The organism is Pinisolibacter sp. (assembly GCF_036782435.1).
Taxonomy (GTDB): domain Bacteria; phylum Pseudomonadota; class Alphaproteobacteria; order Rhizobiales; family Ancalomicrobiaceae; genus CALBKH01.
Map to the genome: position 1 here is coordinate 13,317 of NZ_DAIPZB010000006.1, position 16,590 is coordinate 29,906.

Sequence of the window (16,590 nt, forward strand, 5' to 3'; positions counted from 1 at the left end):
CGCCGCGTCACTGCCCGCGTTGGGCCGAATGGGCGAAGCGCACGGCCTCTTCGGCCGCGCGGAACAGGGCCTTGGCCTTGTTGACGCATTCGGCCTGTTCGGAGGCCGGGACCGAGTCGGCGACGATGCCGGCGCCGGCCTGGGCGTAGATCTTGCCGTCCTTGACGATGGCGGTGCGGAGCGCGATGCAGGTGTCCATCGCGCCGTCGGCGGAGAAATAGCCGACGCAGCCGGCGTAGAGGCCGCGCTTCTCCTTCTCCAACTCGTCGATGATCTCCATGGCGCGCACCTTGGGGGCGCCGGAGACCGTGCCGGCCGGGAAGCCGGCGGCAAGCGCGTCGAGATTGTCGTGGGCCGGGTCGAGCTTGCCGACGACGTTGGAGACGATGTGCATGACGTGGCTGTAGCGCTCGATGAAGAACTTGTCGGTGACCTTCACCGTGCCGATCGAGGCGACGCGACCGACGTCGTTGCGGCCGAGGTCGAGCAGCATCAGGTGCTCCGACAGTTCCTTCGGATCGGCGAGCAGGCTCGCCTCGAGCGCCTTGTCCTCGGCGGGGGTGGCGCCGCGCGGCCGGGTGCCGGCGATCGGGCGGATGGTGACCTCGCCGTCGCGGACGCGCACCAGGATCTCGGGGCTCGAGCCGACCACCGAGAAGTCGCCGAAGTCGAGATAGTAGAGGAACGGCGCCGGGTTGACGCGGCGCAGCGCCCGATAGAGGGCGAAGGGCGGCAGCTTGAACGGCGCCTCGAAGCGCTGCGACAGCACCACCTGGAAGATGTCGCCGGCGCGGATGTACTCCTTCGAGCGCTCGACCATCGCCTCGTATTCGGCCGGCGTGGTGTTCGACACCATGGGCACGTCGAGCGACAGGTCGCCGATCTCGTAGGCGGTCTTGTCGATCGGCCGATCGAGGGCGTCGACCACCGCCGAGATGCGTTCGACGGCGCGGGCGTGGGCCTGGGCGGCCGAGACGCCGGCTTCCGGGCGCACCCGGGTCACCACCCAGATCTCGTCCTTGACCGCATCGAAGACGAGAACCGTGCGCGGCCGCACCAGGACGGCGTCGGGCAGGCCGAGGGCGTCGGGGTTCGGCTCGCCGATCTCCTCCATCTGGCGCACCATGTCGTAGCCGAGATAGCCGAACATGCCGGCCGACATCGGCGGCAGCCCCGGCGGCATCTCGAACTCGTTGGCGTGGACGAGGCCGCGCAGCACCTCGAGCGAACGCCCTTCGGTCGGCCGGAAGGCGGTGCGATCGACGGCGAAGCGATCGTTGATCTCGCCGGCCTCGCCACGGGCGCGGAACACCAGATCGGGATCGAAGGCGATCATCGAATAGCGACCGCGCACCGAGCCGCCCTCGACCGATTCGAGCAGGATGCAGTGGTCGCGCCCGCTGGCGATCTTCATGTAGGCCGAGACCGGGGTCTCGAGATCGCCGACCAGCGTCGTCCACACCACCGTGGCGCGGCCCTGGTCGTAGAGAGGGGCGAAGGTCTCGACGTCGGGATCGATCCGCATGGTCGTCAGTCCTTGGAGCGGCCGACGACGCGGGCGACGTTCGATTGGTGGGTGTAGACGCCGAGATCCTTCTGGACGCGCGCCAGCCAGCTCTCGAGCAACGTGTTCTGCAGGCTGCCCGTGGTCCGTTCGGCGATGGCTCTGGTTTCGTCGGTCTCGCCGAAGAAGGCGAGCGCCGTCACCGAGGCAACCTGGAGGACGATGCGCGCGTCGCCGTTGCCGGCGACCGAGGCGACATGGCCCTCCGGGCCTTCGAAGGCGGCGGCGACGGCGGCCGGTGACAGGTCCTCCGGGCGATCGTCGCGCTTGAACTCGGCCGTGGTCTTCACCTCGAAGCCGGCATCCTTGGCGACGGTGGCGAAGTCCTCGCCCTTCTTCAGCTTCTCGACCATGGCGTTCGCCGTGTCACCGAGCCGCTTGCGGATCTCCTCGGCCTTCCAGGCGGTGAGCACGCGCTCCTCGACCTCGGCGAGCGGCAGGTCGTGGGCCGGGTCGACGGCGGTCACCGAGTACCAGACGAAGCCCTTGCCGCCGAGATCGAGCGTCTCGTTCTCGACGCCGACGTCGCTCTCGTAGACCGCGCCGATCAGCTTGGCGGCGTCGGGGATGGCGGAGAAGGTCGTGCCGTCGGGCAGTGCGCCGGTCTTGGCCATCTTCTCGATGACGATCGGCTTCATGGCGAAGCGCTCGGCGATCTCGCGCAGCTTGGCACCGCCGGCGATCGCGTCCTCGATCTGGTCGTGACGGGCGAGGATGTCGGTCTCGGCGCGACGCTTGGCGATCTCGAGCTTCAACTCGTCGGCGACCTCGGCATAGGGCTTCTCGGTGCCCGGGGTGACCTCGGTGAGCTTGACGACGACGTTGCGGAAACGGCCCTGCACGACGCCCGAGACGTCGCCGACCTTGGCCAGCGCGAAGGCGGCATCGGCGATCTTGGGATCGAGGTAGTTCGCCTTGGCGAGGAGGCCGAGGTCGAGGTCCTCGGGCTTGGCGCCGCGCTCGGCGACGAGATCGGCGAAGCTCTTGCCGCCGGCGAGCGCATCGGCGGCGGCCTTGGCGGCGGCCGCGTCGTCGAAGGCGAGCTGTTGGACGCGCCGCTTCTCCGGGGTGGTGTAGCGGGTCTTCTGGCGGGTGTATTCGGCCTTGGCGTCGTCGTCGGTGACGTCGGAGGCCTTGGCCATCGAGGCGGTGTCGAGCAGCAGCGCGTCGAAGGACCGGGTCTCGGGCGCCCGGAAGGCGGCCTTGCGAGCCTCGAAGAAGGTGGCGAGGTCGGCGTCGGAGGGCGGGGCGATCTCGCCGAGGGTCTCGGACGACAGGGTGACCATGCGTACCGAGCGCTGTTCGTTGCGGAAGCGATCGACCGCCTCGAGCAGCACCTTCGGCGTGGTCATGCCGCCGGACACGCCCTCCAGCACCTGACCGCGCAGGAGGTCGGCGCGGCGCTTGACCACGTACATGTCTTCGCTCCAGCCGTTGGAGCGCAGCAGATCGACGAAGCGGTTGCGGTCGAAGGCGCCGGTCGGCCCCTTGAAACTCGGATCCTGGGTGATGTCGTCGGCGATCTCCTTGTCGGAGATGCCGAGCCTGAGGTCGCGCGCCGCCTCGGAGATGGTCGCCTCGGTCACCACCTTGTCGATGATCTGGCGGGTGACGCCCAGTTTCGTCGCCTCGTCCTTGTTGAGCGGACGCTTCAGACGCAGCGACAACTGATGCAGTTCGCGCTGGAAGGTCTGATCGAATTCGCCGACGCCGATCTCGGTCGAGCCGACACGGAAGGCGACGTTCGAACCGAAACCGCGGAACACGTCGGCGATGCCCCAGATGCCGAAGCTGACGATCAGCACGGCGAGAAGGAGCTTCGAGATCCAGGTGGAGGCGCCGCGGCGCAGAACGTCGAGCATGGAGAGCGGGACCGAACGGTACGAGTTTCATCGACCGGAGCGACCCCCGGCGCGGGCGGCGCGGATCATAGAAACGCACCGCGACCGAAGCAAGGCGGCATCGCCCCGATCGAGCCCCGGAAAACGGCGGGTGTCCGGCGCCCTCGATCTCGGATCGGTCGGTGAGCTCCACCGGGGCGGAAGGGGAGGTCATGGCGCGACGACCACCGGTGACACCGAGCGAGGCGGTCATCGCGCCGGCGCGGGCGCACGAAGTCGGCGCCGGAGGGGGCGCGGCAGAGCGCGCCGTTGCCGGTTGCCGTCATGGGATGCTACCGATCGCCGCGAAGCCGCGTGTGTCCGACACGCCGTCCGAGCGCCGGAGCGTCCATCGCGCCGGAGCGAACCGAACAGACGATCGAGGAGACAACCGATGAAGCCGCTCGTCGCCGGAAACTGGAAGATGAACGGGGTCACCGCCTCGACCGGTGAACTCCACGCCATGATCGCCGGCCATCGCGCCGATAGCCAGTCGGTGGTCGAACTGATGATCTGCCCGCCGGCGACCCTCGTCGCGCTCTTCGCCGCCCAGTCCGGCCCGATCGCCATCGGCGGTCAGGACTGCCACGCCAAGGTGTCGGGCGCCCACACCGGCGACATCGCCGCCGAGCAGTTGAAGGACGTCGGCGCTTCCGCCGTCATAGTCGGCCACTCGGAGCGCCGCACCGACCACGGCGAGACCGACGCGATCGTCAAGGCCAAGGCCGAGGCCGCCAAGCGCGCCGGCCTCGTCGCCATCGTCTGCGTCGGCGAGACCGAGGCCGAGCGCAAGGGCGGCACGACGCTCGACGTCGTCGGCCGTCAGGTGCGCGGCTCGCTGCCCGAGGGCATGACCGGCGCGACCCTGGTCGTCGCCTACGAGCCGGTCTGGGCGATCGGCACCGGCCTCGTCCCGACGGTGGCCGACGTCGCCGAAGTCCACGGCTTCATTCGCGACGAGTTGGTGAAGCTCTACGGCGCCGAGGGCGAGAAGGTCCGCATCCTCTACGGCGGCTCGGTGAAGCCGTCGAACGCCAAGGAGCTGCTGTCGGTTCCGAACGTGAACGGCGCCCTCGTCGGCGGCGCCTCGCTCAAGGCGGTCGACTTCCTGGCCATCGCCGCCGCCTATCTGTGAACCGGACCATCCGGTGGCTCTTCGAACGGCGGCATCGGTGACGGTGCCGCCGTTTCCCGTTCAGATGTCGCGTGCCGTTCCCGAGACGCGGATGCCGGCGCCCGGCACCGCGTCGAACTCCGCCCGCAGTCGGCAGGGGTGACCCATGTCGTCGCCCTGGCGGATGTCGATCGCCCCGGCCGCGTGCCCGAGGTCGCGCAGGTAGCCGGCGAAGGCCGCCGCCGCGGCACCGGTCGCCGGATCCTCGACGAGGCCGCCGGCGGCGAAGGCGTTGCGGACGTCGAAGACGCGGTCGTCCGCCCGGCGGACGAGGAGGATGGTGATCCACCCCTCGCGCCGCATCAGGCGCGCCCCGGCCTCGACATCGTAGGCCATGGCGGCGAGGGTCTCGCGGCGGTCGACGGTGAGGACGGCGTGGTCCGATCCGCCGTGGATCCGGGCCGGCGGGATCGTCGCATCGAGATCGGCCGCGCTCCACCCGAACAGGGTGAGGAGGTCGGCGAGAATTCCGGGCTCGAGCGGTCGGCTGCGCGTCGGTGGCGAGATCAGCGTCGCCTCGAAGAGGTCGCCGCTCCGTCCGCCGGTCACGGTGATCTCGGTCGCGGCGAGCTCCAGGCGGAAGGTGCCCGGACCGAAGCGGCGGGCGAGCGCGGCGCCGAGGGCGATCGTCGCGTGACCGCAGAACGGCACCTCCGTCTCCGGCGCGAAGTACCGCACCGTCCAGGCCGCGCCGTGCCGAGCGGCGAAGGCGGTCTCGGCATAGCCGACCTCGGCGGCGATGCGCTGCATCTCGGCCGCCGGCGGCAATGCGTCGCCGATCCACACCCCGGCGGGATTGCCGCCGTGCGATCCGGCGGAGAAGGACGCGATTCTCTCGACACTCATCGGCAACTCCTCATGAAGACCACCGAAATGCCATCGCGTCGGCTCGCCGGATAGAACGAAATCGGCATGCCGTTGCTCGACGCCGCCTTTCGGCGGCGCTGAACGTGTGAAAGGCGGACCGAGACCGAGCCGCCTTTCACATCCGTGTCGGGGAGGGAACCGCTCAGGCGCCGCGCTTGGCGTCGAGGGTCCAGGCGCCGCCGCCGGCGAAGACCAGGTAGAGGAAGACGAAGGAGAACTGGATGGCGCTGTCGCCGCCGTTGAGGATCGGGAAGAAGCTCTTCGGCGCATGGGCCATGAAATAGGCGACCGCCATGAAGCCGGAGAGCACGAAGGCCGTCGGACGGACGAAGAGGCCGAGGATCAGCAGGATGCCGCCGACGATCTCCAGTGCGCCGGCGAGGCCGTAGATCGAGAAGATCGGCATGCCGTCGAACATGGCGACGTGCGGGAAGGCGAAGAACTTGGCGGTGCCGTGCATCAGGAAGACGACCGCGGTGACGATCCGAAGAACCGCCAGGACCTTGGGGGACTGGGCGTCGAGAGTGGCGGTGAGGCCGCCGCGGCGGGCGGAAGCGACGGACGAGGTGGCGTCGGCGATGGACATGGGGATACTCCGATCTCGGTCTTGCGGGGGAGGGCGCTTTCCTCGCGCCCTTTCGATGAGATCGACCATGTCGGATGCGAACGCTTCGCAGAAGCCGTCTCCGTGGCGACGCTTCGTTGAGCAATAGGAAACAATCACGGGATCGTGTCCGGCGAATCATCATGATCATCGAACGATCCCGGTCGACGCCGGGTATGTTCTCGATCCACTGGCGTGGGCTCGACGGATGTTGTAAACAGCCGCCAATCCGAACGGGCCTCGGTCCGTTCCTCCTCAAGACGTGAACGGCGCCGGACCTCGGCCGACGCCGTGTACGTTCGTTCCGAGACCGGTTGGGATCGATGGAAACCGTCATCATCGTGATTCATCTGATGCTGGTGCTGGCGCTGGTCGGCGTCGTGCTCCTGCAGAAGTCGGAAGGCGGCGCGCTCGGTATGGGCAGCGGCGGCGGCGGCCTGATGTCGTCGCGCGGTACCGCCAACGTGCTCACCCGCACCACGGCCATTCTCGCGGCCGGCTTCTTCGCCACCTCGCTGATTCTCGCCATTCTCGCCGGCAAATCGACGGAGCGTCCCTCCTCGATCATCGACAAGGCGTCGACCGGCGCGCCCGCGGCTCCCTCCGCGCCGGCGACCCCGGCCGCTCCGGCCGGATCGGGCGGCGGCATCCTGGACACGCTCCAGCAGATGCAGAAGGGCACCCAGCCGGCGGCTCCGGCCGCCCCGGCACCGGCCGCCCCGGCGGCGCCGGCCAACTGATCCCGGCGCCCGAGCGGCGCCGCGCGGATTTCTCCGGGACCGGCGGGATGGCCCCTCCGGTCCCGGTTTCTCGTCGTGACCATCCCCGAGCGGGATGTTCCTGTCGATCTTTCCGACGTCGTGGCTTTCGCGTCCTCGCGAATCGCGCGTCGATGAGCTAATGGACGACTCCCATGGCGCGGTACGTTTTCATCACCGGCGGCGTGGTGTCTTCGCTCGGCAAAGGGCTTGCGTCGGCGGCCCTCGGAGCGCTTCTGCAGGCACGTGGCTACAAGGTCAGGCTCCGCAAGCTCGACCCCTATCTCAACGTCGATCCGGGGACGATGTCTCCGTATCAGCACGGCGAATGCTTCGTCACCGACGACGGCGCGGAGACCGATCTCGATCTCGGTCACTACGAGCGCTTCACCGGGCGTCCCGCCAACCGCCGAGACAACATCACGACGGGTAAGATCTACCAGGAGATCATCACCAAGGAGCGCCGCGGCGACTACCTGGGTGGGACCGTCCAGGTGATTCCGCACGTCACCGATGCGATCAAGGACTTCGTGGTCACCGGCAACGACGGCTACGACTTCGTGCTGATCGAGGTCGGCGGCACGGTCGGCGACATCGAGGGTCTGCCGTTCTTCGAAGCGATCCGCCAGCTCGGCAACGAGTTGCCGCGCGGCCATGCGGTCTACGTCCACCTCACCCTGATGCCCTACATCCCGAGCGCCGGTGAGCTGAAGACCAAGCCGACCCAGCACTCGGTGAAGGAGCTGCGCTCGATCGGCATCGCCCCCGACATCCTGTTGGTGCGCGCCGATCGGCCGATCCCCGAGAACGAGCGCAAGAAGCTGTCGCTGTTCTGCAACGTGCGGCCGAGCGCGGTGATCCAGGCGCTCGACGTGGCGTCGATCTACGACGTGCCGATCGCCTATCACGAGGAGGGGCTCGACGACGAAGTGCTCGCCGCCTTCGGCCTCACCGGCGTGCCGCAGCCCGACGTGTCGCGCTGGCGCGAGATCTCCGACCGGGTCCACAACCCGGAAGGCGAGGTGACCATCGCCATCGTCGGCAAGTACACCGAGCTCAAGGACGCCTACAAGTCGCTGATCGAGGCGCTGACCCACGGCGGCATCGCCAACCGGGTCAAGGTCAAGCTCGACTGGGTCGATGCCGAGATCTTCGAGAAGGAGGATCCGGCGCCCTATCTCGAGCACGTCCACGGCATCCTGGTGCCCGGCGGCTTCGGCAAGCGCGGCACCGAGGGCAAGATCCGTGCGGCGGCCCATGCCCGGCGCAAGAAGATCCCCTATTTCGGCATCTGCTTCGGCATGCAGATGGCGGTGATCGAGGCGGCCCGCAACATGGCCGGCATCTCGGGCGCCAACTCGACCGAATTCGGCCCCTGCGAGGCGCCGGTCGTCGGTCTCCTGACCGAGTGGGTCAAAGGCAACGAGTTGCACACCCGTGAAGAGGGCGGCGATCTCGGCGGCACCATGCGCCTCGGCGCCTACGAGGCGAGGCTCGAGCCCGGCTCGCACATCGCCCGGATCTACGGCTCGACCGAGATCTCCGAGAGGCATCGCCATCGCTACGAGGTCAACGTCGCCTATCGCGACGCGCTGGAGAAGGCGGGTCTGCACTTCGCCGGCATGTCGCCGAACGGGCTCCTGCCCGAGACGGTGGAGATCGCCGATCATCCCTGGTTCATCGGCGTTCAGTATCATCCCGAACTCAAGAGTCGGCCCTTCGAGCCGCATCCGCTCTTCACCTCGTTCATCGAGGCGGCCAAGGAACAGAGCCGCCTCGTGTGAGGTCACCCGGGCGACGCGAAGGGCGGGTGCGAAGTCCTCGTTTCCCCAGGAGCGAGGACGGGGAATCGGGATGACGACCGTGGGTGGTGAAGTTTCGGGCAAGAGGTGAGGCGCCGGAGCACCGGCGTTCATCTCATTTCGAATCTTTCGAAGCGGTGTCTTTTCTTTCTCCTTCGTATCGATTACGGCTCTGCGCCGGTGGAGAAGTGGACGCGGCGTCCTCGTGGACGTCGTCTCCGTGCTCCGCGGTGTTCGGTTGCTCGACAGGGACGGCTCGGGGACGGGTCGCGGTCGACGCGCAAGGCTCCACGACGCTTCCGAGTAGCATGATGGCCCACCGCATCGGTGTCCACGAATTCGAGTCCGCTCCCGCCTTCATCGAAACGTCGAGCCTCGGCGAGGCGGTCGAGACGATCGCCACCGGTGTTGCGGGCGGTGACGCGGCGGGGCCGCTCTCCCCGGTGCTGACGGCGACCGGTGGGGAAGCACGCGCCGGTGTCGACGACCGCCTGGAGCGGTTGTTCGAAGAGACGGCGCGACGGCACGAGAGCCGCGACGCCGTCGTCACCGACACGCGGGTGTGGAGCTACCGCGAGATCGACGAGCGGGCGAACCGCCTGGCGCGCGTTCTCGTCGCTCGCGGCATCCGCCCCGGCGATCGTATCGGCCTGCTGCTCGACCGCACGGTGGAGACCTATGTCGGTCTCCTCGCGGTGATGAAGGCCAAGGCCTCGTGGGTGCCGCTCGCCACCGCGTTTCCGGCCGACCGTATCGCCTACATTCTCGAGGACGCGGCCATTTCCATGGTCGTGTCGATCTCTCTGTTCGAGAGCCGGCTCGGCGCCTTCGCGGTGCCGCATCTGCTGATCGACCGCCTCGACGACGCGATCGCCGCCGCCTCGCCCGAGCCGCTCGGCCCGGACGAGGTCGGCGCCCCGGTCGATCGGATCTGCTACATCCTCTACACCTCGGGGACGACGGGGAACCCCAAGGGCGTCGTCATCGAGCATCCCTCGATCTGCAACTTCGTCCGCGTCGCCGCCGAATGCTACGGCTACCGCGCCGACGATCGCATCTATCAGGGCATGACCATCGCCTTCGACTTCTCGATCGAGGAGATCTGGGTGCCGTTCATGGTCGGCGCGGCGATCGTCCCCGGTCCGGTCGGCATGACGCTGCTCGGCGAGGAACTGGCCGACTTCCTGCGCTCGCGCGCCGTCACCTGCATGGCCTGCAGCCCGACGCTGCTGTCCTCGATCGAGACGGACGTGCCGCAGCTGCGCATCCTGCTGGTCGGCGGCGAGGCCTGCCCGCACAATCTCGTGGTGCGTTGGGCGCGCGCCGGCCGGCGCATCCTCAATTCCTACGGGCCGACCGAAGCGACGGTCACGGCGACGTTGACCGAGCTTCTCCCCGACAAGCCGGTCACCATCGGCACGCCGCTGCCGTCCTACGCCATCGTCATTCTCGATCCGGTCGAGGCGAAGCTGGTCGGCGAGGGCGAGCAGGGCGAGATCGGCATCGCCGGCATCTGTCTGGCCACCGGCTATCTCAACCGGCCCGACCTGACGGCCGCCAAGTTCATCCCCGACTTCGTCGGCATCCCGCACAATCCGTCGGCGCGGATCTACCGCACCGGCGACATCGGGCTGATCAACGAAGACGGCGAGGTCGAGTATCACGGCCGCATCGACACACAGGTGAAGATCCGCGGCCATCGCATCGAGCTCGGCGAGATCGAAGCGGTGCTGCTCGACCAGCCGGCGATCCATCAGGCCGCCGTCACCACCTGGGAGCCGGAGCCGGGCAACGTCCAGCTCGCCGGCTATTTCGCGGTGAAGAGCGGCATGCCGGCGCCGTCGCGGCTCGACCTCGTCCAGGCGATGAAGGCGCGGCTGCCGGACTACATGGTGCCGGCCTATCTGGAACAGCTCGACGCCATCCCGATGACGGTCTCCAACAAGGCCGACCATCGCCGTCTGCCGCCGCCGACCGGCGCGCGGATCGGCTCCGAGCGGCCGATGGTGGAGCCCTCCACCGACGAGGAGCGCCTGCTGGCGACGACCCTCGGCGAGATCCTCAAGCTCGACCGGGTCTCGGTCGACGACCACTTCTTCGACGAACTCGGCGCGAACTCGCTCCTGATGGCGCGCTTCTGCGCCCGTCTGCGTGCCCGGCCGGATTTCCCGCCGGTGTCGATGCGCGACGTCTATCTCCACCCGACGGTGGCGAAGCTCGCCGAGTTCCTGCGCGGGCCCGCCGCCGTGCCGGCGGTCGAGATCGAGCCGGAGGTCTTCCACCAGCCCTCCGCCTTCGCCTATTGGGGCACCGGCGTCCTCCAGCTCGCCTTCTATGCCCTCTACGGCTACATCACCCTGTGGGCCTTCGACATCGGCCTCGACTGGGTCTACGACGCGCTCGACGACTGGCCGACGCTCTATCTGCGCTCGATCCTGGTCGGCGCCGGATCGTTCTTCGGCATGTCCTTCGCCGCGATCGCGGTCAAATGGCTGCTGATCGGGCGATGGAAGGTCGAGACCTTCCCGATCTGGAGCCTGCGCTATTTCCGCTTCTGGGTGGTCACCACCATGATGCGGACGGCGCCGGTGGTGCTGTTCAAGGGCAGCCCGCTCTACAGCCTCTATCTCCAGCTGCTCGGCGCCCGCATCGGCCGCAACGCCGTGGTCGAGTGCCGGCACGTGCCGGTGTGCACCGATCTCATCTCGATCGGCGACAATTCGATCATCCGCAAGGAATCGATGGTGCTGGGCTACCGCGCCCAGGCGAACTTCATCCACACCGGCCGCATCACCATCGGCGCCAACGCCTTCGTCGGCGAAGCGGCGGTGCTCGACATCGACACGGCGGTCGGCGACGGAGCCCAGCTCGGTCACGGCTCGTCGTTGCAGAGCGGTCAGCGCATCGCCGACGGGGAACGCGCCCACGGCTCGCCGGCGGTGCCGACCACCGCCGACTACTGCCGCGTTCCCAACGAGCCCTGCTCACCGATCCGCCGCATGGTCTACGAGACGGTCCAACTGATCGGCCTCTTCGTCATCGCCATGCCGTTCCCGCTGATGGTGCTGAGCTACTGGGAGAAGCTCGCCGAGATCTCCGACGAAGACGGCTCCGGGCGGCGCATCGTCCTCGCCTCTCTGGTCCTGCTGGTGGCGGGTCTCGTGATCGCGCTCCTCGGCGCCGTGGTGGTGCCGCGCCTGACCCGTCCGTTCCTGCAGCCGGGCCGGGTCTATTCGCTCTACGGCATCAACCACTGGCTCCAGGTGATCACCGGCGGCGTCTCCAACTCGCGCATCCTCAACGTGCTCTTCGGCGACAGCTCCGCTGTCGTCCACTACATCCGCGCCATCGGCTGGAACCTCAACGAGGTCGAGCAGACCGGCTCGAACTTCGGCACCAACCAGATCCACGACAACCCGCTCTATTGCGAGATCGGCAGCCGCACGATGGTCTCCGACGGGTTGTCGATGATCAATCTGGAGAAGTCGGCCTCGTCCTTCCGCCTGTCCCACACGAAGATCGGCGAGCGCAACTATCTCGGCAACAACATCCACTATCCGCCCGACGGCAAGACCGGCGCCAACGTGCTGCTCGCCACCAAGGTGATGGTGCCGATCGACGGCGAGATGCGCGAGAACGTCGGTCTGCTGGGGTCGCCCGCCTTCGAGATCCCGCGCATGGTCGATCGCGACAAGACGCTGATCGGCGCCCTCGACGAGAGCGCCCGCCGGCGCCGGCTCAAGGCGAAGAACCGCCACAACCTCGTGACGGCGACGATGTTCCTGTTCAGCCAGTGGATCATGCTGTTCATGACGCTGTGGATCTGGGACACCGCCCTCGATCTCTACTTCGAGTGGGGCGCCGTCGCGCTCTACGGCGCGCTGGTGGTGAACTCGGCCGCGGCGATCGTCTGGTACACGTTCATCGAACGGGCGAGCCTCGGCTTCCGCCGCCTCAAGCCCCGCGTCGCGACGATCTACGATCCCTATTTCTGGTCGCACGAACGTCACTGGAAGCTCTCGGACACGCCGATCATGGGGCTCTTCGTCGGCACACCGTTCCGCCCGTTGATCCTGCGCCTGATCGGCGTGAAGGTCGGGCGTCGGGTGTGGGACGGCGGCGCCATCATCACCGAGCGGACGTTGCTCGAGGTCGGTGACGGCGCCAATCTCAACGAAGCCTGCGTGTTGCAGGCCCATTCGCTCGAGGAAGGGGCGTTCAAGTCCGGTCGGATCAAGGTCGGCGCCGGCTGCACCCTCGGTCCGGCCGCTTTCGTCCACTACGACGTGACGCTCGAGGATCGTGCGGTGCTCGAAGCCGACTCCTTCCTGATGAAGGGCGAGACCGTCGAGGCCTTCGGCGTGTGGCGGGGCAACCCGGCCAAGCCGCATCGCCGCCTGACCCCGGCCGCGACGACGGCCTGACCACCGGTGGGAGGGTCGCGCAGCATGGGCGACGACGTTCGACTGATCCGCGTCGGTCCGGCCGAGCGCGCCGCGGTCGAAGCGCTGCGTCTCGCCGAAGACCAGACCGATCTGGTGGCGAGCAACGTCGATTCGCTCGCCGAGGCCGACGAGGATGCGGATGCGCGGCCGCGCGCCGTCGCCGCCGCCGGCCGGATCGTCGGCTTCCTCATGTACGAGCTGTTCGACGGCGGCCGGGCGGCCAACATCTATCGCTTCATGATCGACCGCGCCGAGCAGGGGCGGGGGTACGGGCGCGCCGCCCTCGCTCGCCTGCTCGACGAGATCGCGGCCGAGCCCGGGGTCGAGCAGATCGAGATCTGCTACATGCCCGAGAACGCCGGCGCCCGCCGCCTCTATGCCGCCGCCGGCTTCGTCGAGGTCGGGGTGGACGAGGACGGCGAGATCATCGCCCGCCGCGCCGTCGATCGCGGCGCCCGACCCGTATCGCCCGACGGAACCACGCGGCGATGACTGCGGAGGCGCTCGCCGCGGCGCTGGAGCGTCTGACACCGGCGGACCTGCTCGTCGGCTGCCGATCGATCGGCGCCGGTGACGAGGCGCAGTTGTTGCCGGAGGAGGCGAGGGCGCTTCCCTCGACCGTCGCGACCGCTCGGCGCGCCAGCGGAACCGCCCGGTCGCTGGCGCGCGACCTGCTGTCGCGGCTCGGTGCACCGGCCGAGCCGATCCTGCGGTCGGTGAGCGGCGCGCCGCTGTGGCTGCCGGGTTTCGTCGGCTCGCTCGCTCACGACGACGAGGTCGCCGTCGCGGCCGTCGCTCGTGCCGCGACAGCGGCGAGCGTCGGCATCGACGTCGAACCGGCCGAACCGTTGCCGAGCGACGTCGCCGATCTGGTGGTGCATGGCGGCGATCGGCTCGGGGAGGTCGGCGATCCGCTCGCCGCCCGTCTCGCCTTCGTCGCCAAGGAGGCGGTCTACAAAGCGGTCCATCCGCTCTCGGGCCTCGTCCTCGACTGGCCCGACATCCGGGTGGACCTCGCCGGCCGCCGCGCCGTCGCCTCGACCGGGCACATCGCCGAACTCTTCCTCTGCCGAGCGCCGCGCCTCATCGTGGTGGCGCGGATCCCGACCAGCGGCGGATGAGCGCGGCCGACGGGTCTCGGTCCGATCGGGCCACGAACCGCGCCGCGAACGGGTTTCGTGCGACGGCGGGAGGAGATAGGATCGCCGCCGCCGCCGAAGGCGAACGTCAGGGGAGACGCACATGGATTGGACGCCGGTCATCGACAGCTTCGCCGGGCTCGGACCCTTCGTCGTCTACGTCGGTCTGTCGCTCGGGATGATCGCCGTCTATTCGGCGGTCTACATGCTGGCCACCGCCCACGACGAACTCGGCCAGATCCGGCGGGGCAACCCGGCCGCGGCGATCGCCTTCGCCGGCAGCCTGATCGGCTACACCCTGCCGCTCGCCGTCGCCGCCCAGCATTCGACCACATTGTTGGTCTTCCTGGTGTGGGGCGTGGTGGCGATCGTCGTGCAGGTGGCGGTCTACTGGTTCTTCCGGCTCCTGATGCTGCGCGACGTCTCTGCCCGTATCGATCGGGGCGAGGTCGCCGCCGGCATCCTGCTCGGCGCCGCATCGCTGGCCGGCGGCATCGTCGACGCCGCCGCCATGGGCCTGTGAGGGGCATCGACATACGGCCGTCGGGTCCATCCGACGGCGGAGGAGAACTCGTGCACGATCTTCACCACGCGACCGCAGAGCGCGGCCTCGACCATGTCGTCGCCGCCACGCGCGATCTCGGTCTCGCCGCCGACGCCTGGTCGCGCGCCGGATTCCGGCTGACGCCCACCGCCCGCCATCCCTGGGGAACGGAGAATCGTCTGGTCCAGCTCGCCGGCTCCTTCGTCGAGATCCTCGGCATCGGCGACGGCGCGGCGATCCCCGAGGCGACGGCCACCGCCTTCTCCTTCGGCGCCTACAATCGCGACTTCCTCGCCGGCCACGGCGACGGCCTGTCGATGCTGGTGCTCGAATCGAAGAGCGCCGAAGCGGATCGGGCGGCTTTCGCCGCGGCGGGGCTGCGCACCTTCGATCCCTTCGGATTCGAGCGCGTCGCCGTCACGCCGGACGGCGAGGAGTGCAAGGTCGGCTTCGACCTGACCTTCACCGGGTTCGCCGGTGCCACGGCCGAGCCGGACATGGCCTTCTTCACCTGTTGCCAGCGCTTTCCGGAGAATTTCTGGCGGCCGGAGTATCAGGATCATCCCAACACGGCGCAGACCCTCGCCGCGGTCGTGCTGGTGGCGCCGGATCCGTCCGACTTCCACGAGGGCCTCTCCGCCTTCGCCGGGGTGCGCGAGTTCCACGCCTCGAGCTTCGGTCTCGAGATCCCGACGCCGCGCGGGCGCATCGAAGTGCTGACGCCGGACGCCTACCGCTGGCGGCACGGCGCCGAGGCGTTGCCGGATGACCCGAAGACGCTGGTCTTCAAGGGGCTGCGCTTCGCCGTCGCCGATCTCGGCCGCGCCGCCGAACAGGTGATCGCCGGCGGCTTCGCCGTCACCGATCACGCCGGTGGCTTCGTCGTCGCCGATCTCGGTGGCGCGAGCCTCGCCTTCGAACCGGCCCGCTGAGGTCGCCCGCCGCAGGCCCGTCGCCGCGGACATCTCGCAGAGGATCGTGCATGTCGCCCAATTCTGAAGTCGTCGTCGGATCGGTCCGCTTCGGCAATCATCTGCCCTTCGCGCTCATCGCCGGCCCCTGCCAGATGGAGAGCCGGGCGCATGCGCTCGAAACCGCGGCGGCGCTGAAGGAGATGTGCGCGAAGCTCGGCATCGGCCTGGTGTTCAAGACCTCGTTCGACAAGGCCAATCGCACTTCCGCGTCCGCCGCGCGGGGTGTCGGTCTCGAGGCCGCTCTGCCGGTCTTCTCCGAGATCCGCGAGACGCTGGGCCTGCCGGTGCTCACCGACGTCCACGATGCCGCCCAGTGCGCCCTCGTGGCGGAGGCGGTCGACATCCTGCAGATCCCGGCGTTCCTCTGCCGACAGACCGATCTGCTGCTGGCCGCTGCGGCGACCGGCAAGGTGGTCAACGTCAAGAAGGGTCAGTTCCTCGCCCCCTGGGACATGAAGAACGTGGTGGCGAAACTGGTCGGCGCCGGCAACCCGAACGTCATGCTGACCGAACGCGGCGCCTCCTTCGGCTACAACACGCTGGTCTCCGACATGCGTTCGTTGCCGATCATGGCGGCGACCGGCGCGCCGGTGATCTTCGACGCCACCCATTCGGTGCAGCAGCCGGGCGGGCAGGGGACGTCGTCGGGCGGTCAGCGCGAGTTCGTCGCGGTGCTGGCGCGCGCCGCGGTGGCGGTCGGTGTCGCCGGCCTGTTCATCGAGACCCACGAGGATCCCGATCGCGCCCCCTCCGACGGGCCGAACATGGTGCCGCTGAACGAGATGCCGGCGCTGCTCGCCCGCCTGCAGGCGTTCGACCTCATCGCCAAGGCCGGCTGA

At 68.8% G+C, this 16,590-nt stretch carries 13 protein-coding genes; 9 read left to right on the forward strand and 4 right to left on the reverse strand.

Annotated features, from left to right (window positions below):
* Positions 1-7 precede the first annotated feature (7 nt).
* A complete protein-coding gene (gene trpE, locus V7Q42_RS03755; RefSeq protein WP_333822556.1) occupies positions 8-1,525 on the reverse strand; it encodes an anthranilate synthase component I in 1,518 nt (505 codons plus the stop codon).
* A 5-nt stretch (positions 1,526-1,530) separates the two neighbouring features.
* Positions 1,531-3,426, reverse strand: coding sequence for a peptidylprolyl isomerase (locus V7Q42_RS03760; protein WP_333822557.1), 1,896 nt, complete (start codon positions 3,424-3,426; stop codon positions 1,531-1,533).
* Positions 3,427-3,838: 412 nt separating this feature from the next.
* Between V7Q42_RS03760 and tpiA the strand changes: the two genes are divergently transcribed.
* The gene (gene tpiA, locus V7Q42_RS03765; protein WP_333822558.1) at positions 3,839-4,579 is read left to right on the forward strand and encodes a triose-phosphate isomerase; all 741 of its coding nucleotides are present in this window, start codon (positions 3,839-3,841) and stop codon (positions 4,577-4,579) included.
* Positions 4,580-4,639: 60 nt separating this feature from the next.
* Here the strand turns inward: tpiA and V7Q42_RS03770 are convergent, their stop codons facing one another.
* Both V7Q42_RS03770 and V7Q42_RS03775 read right to left on the reverse strand, forming a co-directional pair.
* Entirely contained in the window at positions 4,640-5,464 is an 825-nt protein-coding gene (locus V7Q42_RS03770) for a PhzF family phenazine biosynthesis protein (protein ID WP_333822559.1), read from the reverse strand.
* Positions 5,465-5,627: 163 nt separating this feature from the next.
* Positions 5,628-6,071 (reverse strand): DoxX family protein, encoded by a 444-nt coding sequence (locus V7Q42_RS03775; RefSeq protein WP_333822560.1) that lies wholly within the window; start codon positions 6,069-6,071, stop codon positions 5,628-5,630.
* 341 nt (positions 6,072-6,412) lie between these two features.
* On the opposite strand from V7Q42_RS03775, the gene secG reads away from it, so the two are divergent.
* From secG to kdsA, 8 genes are all read left to right on the forward strand, one after another.
* Positions 6,413-6,829, forward strand: coding sequence for a preprotein translocase subunit SecG (gene secG, locus V7Q42_RS03780; RefSeq protein ID WP_333822561.1), 417 nt, complete (start codon positions 6,413-6,415; stop codon positions 6,827-6,829).
* 173 nt (positions 6,830-7,002) lie between these two features.
* Complete coding sequence (locus V7Q42_RS03785) at positions 7,003-8,631, forward strand: CTP synthase (protein ID WP_333822562.1); 1,629 nt, start codon at positions 7,003-7,005, stop codon at positions 8,629-8,631.
* 329 nt (positions 8,632-8,960) lie between these two features.
* Complete coding sequence (locus V7Q42_RS03790) at positions 8,961-13,073, forward strand: Pls/PosA family non-ribosomal peptide synthetase (RefSeq protein ID WP_333822563.1); 4,113 nt, start codon at positions 8,961-8,963, stop codon at positions 13,071-13,073.
* 24 nt (positions 13,074-13,097) lie between these two features.
* Complete coding sequence (locus tag V7Q42_RS03795) at positions 13,098-13,586, forward strand: GNAT family N-acetyltransferase (protein ID WP_333822564.1); 489 nt, start codon at positions 13,098-13,100, stop codon at positions 13,584-13,586.
* Positions 13,583-14,215 (forward strand): 4'-phosphopantetheinyl transferase superfamily protein, encoded by a 633-nt coding sequence (locus V7Q42_RS03800; RefSeq protein WP_333822565.1) that lies wholly within the window; start codon positions 13,583-13,585, stop codon positions 14,213-14,215. Before V7Q42_RS03795 ends, V7Q42_RS03800 begins: the two co-directional genes overlap by 4 nt.
* Positions 14,216-14,336: 121 nt before the next feature.
* Positions 14,337-14,756, forward strand: coding sequence for a DUF350 domain-containing protein (locus tag V7Q42_RS03805; RefSeq protein WP_333822566.1), 420 nt, complete (start codon positions 14,337-14,339; stop codon positions 14,754-14,756).
* Positions 14,757-14,806: 50 nt separating this feature from the next.
* Positions 14,807-15,709: a VOC family protein gene (locus tag V7Q42_RS03810; RefSeq protein WP_333822567.1), complete on the forward strand. Its 903-nt coding sequence runs from the start codon at positions 14,807-14,809 to the stop codon at positions 15,707-15,709.
* A 50-nt stretch (positions 15,710-15,759) separates the two neighbouring features.
* Entirely contained in the window at positions 15,760-16,590 is an 831-nt protein-coding gene (gene kdsA / locus V7Q42_RS03815) for a 3-deoxy-8-phosphooctulonate synthase (RefSeq protein ID WP_333822568.1), read from the forward strand.

What these genes read in the sequence shown, in the direction of transcription:
- kdsA (WP_333822568.1), top strand. Translation starts at nt 15,760, where the DNA reads ATGTCGCCCAATTCTGAAGTCGTCGTCGGATCGGTCCGCTTCGGCAAT.
- tpiA (WP_333822558.1), top strand. Translation starts at nt 3,839, where the DNA reads ATGAAGCCGCTCGTCGCCGGAAACTGGAAGATGAACGGGGTCACCGCC.
- secG (WP_333822561.1), top strand. Translation starts at nt 6,413, where the DNA reads ATGGAAACCGTCATCATCGTGATTCATCTGATGCTGGTGCTGGCGCTG.
- V7Q42_RS03795 (WP_333822564.1), top strand. Translation starts at nt 13,098, where the DNA reads ATGGGCGACGACGTTCGACTGATCCGCGTCGGTCCGGCCGAGCGCGCC.
- V7Q42_RS03800 (WP_333822565.1), top strand. Translation starts at nt 13,583, where the DNA reads ATGACTGCGGAGGCGCTCGCCGCGGCGCTGGAGCGTCTGACACCGGCG.
- trpE (WP_333822556.1), bottom strand. Translation starts at nt 1,525, where the DNA reads ATGCGGATCGATCCCGACGTCGAGACCTTCGCCCCTCTCTACGACCAG.
- V7Q42_RS03785 (WP_333822562.1), top strand. Translation starts at nt 7,003, where the DNA reads ATGGCGCGGTACGTTTTCATCACCGGCGGCGTGGTGTCTTCGCTCGGC.
- V7Q42_RS03770 (WP_333822559.1), bottom strand. Translation starts at nt 5,464, where the DNA reads ATGAGTGTCGAGAGAATCGCGTCCTTCTCCGCCGGATCGCACGGCGGC.
- V7Q42_RS03775 (WP_333822560.1), bottom strand. Translation starts at nt 6,071, where the DNA reads ATGTCCATCGCCGACGCCACCTCGTCCGTCGCTTCCGCCCGCCGCGGC.
- V7Q42_RS03805 (WP_333822566.1), top strand. Translation starts at nt 14,337, where the DNA reads ATGGATTGGACGCCGGTCATCGACAGCTTCGCCGGGCTCGGACCCTTC.
- V7Q42_RS03790 (WP_333822563.1), top strand. Translation starts at nt 8,961, where the DNA reads ATGGCCCACCGCATCGGTGTCCACGAATTCGAGTCCGCTCCCGCCTTC.
- V7Q42_RS03760 (WP_333822557.1), bottom strand. Translation starts at nt 3,426, where the DNA reads ATGCTCGACGTTCTGCGCCGCGGCGCCTCCACCTGGATCTCGAAGCTC.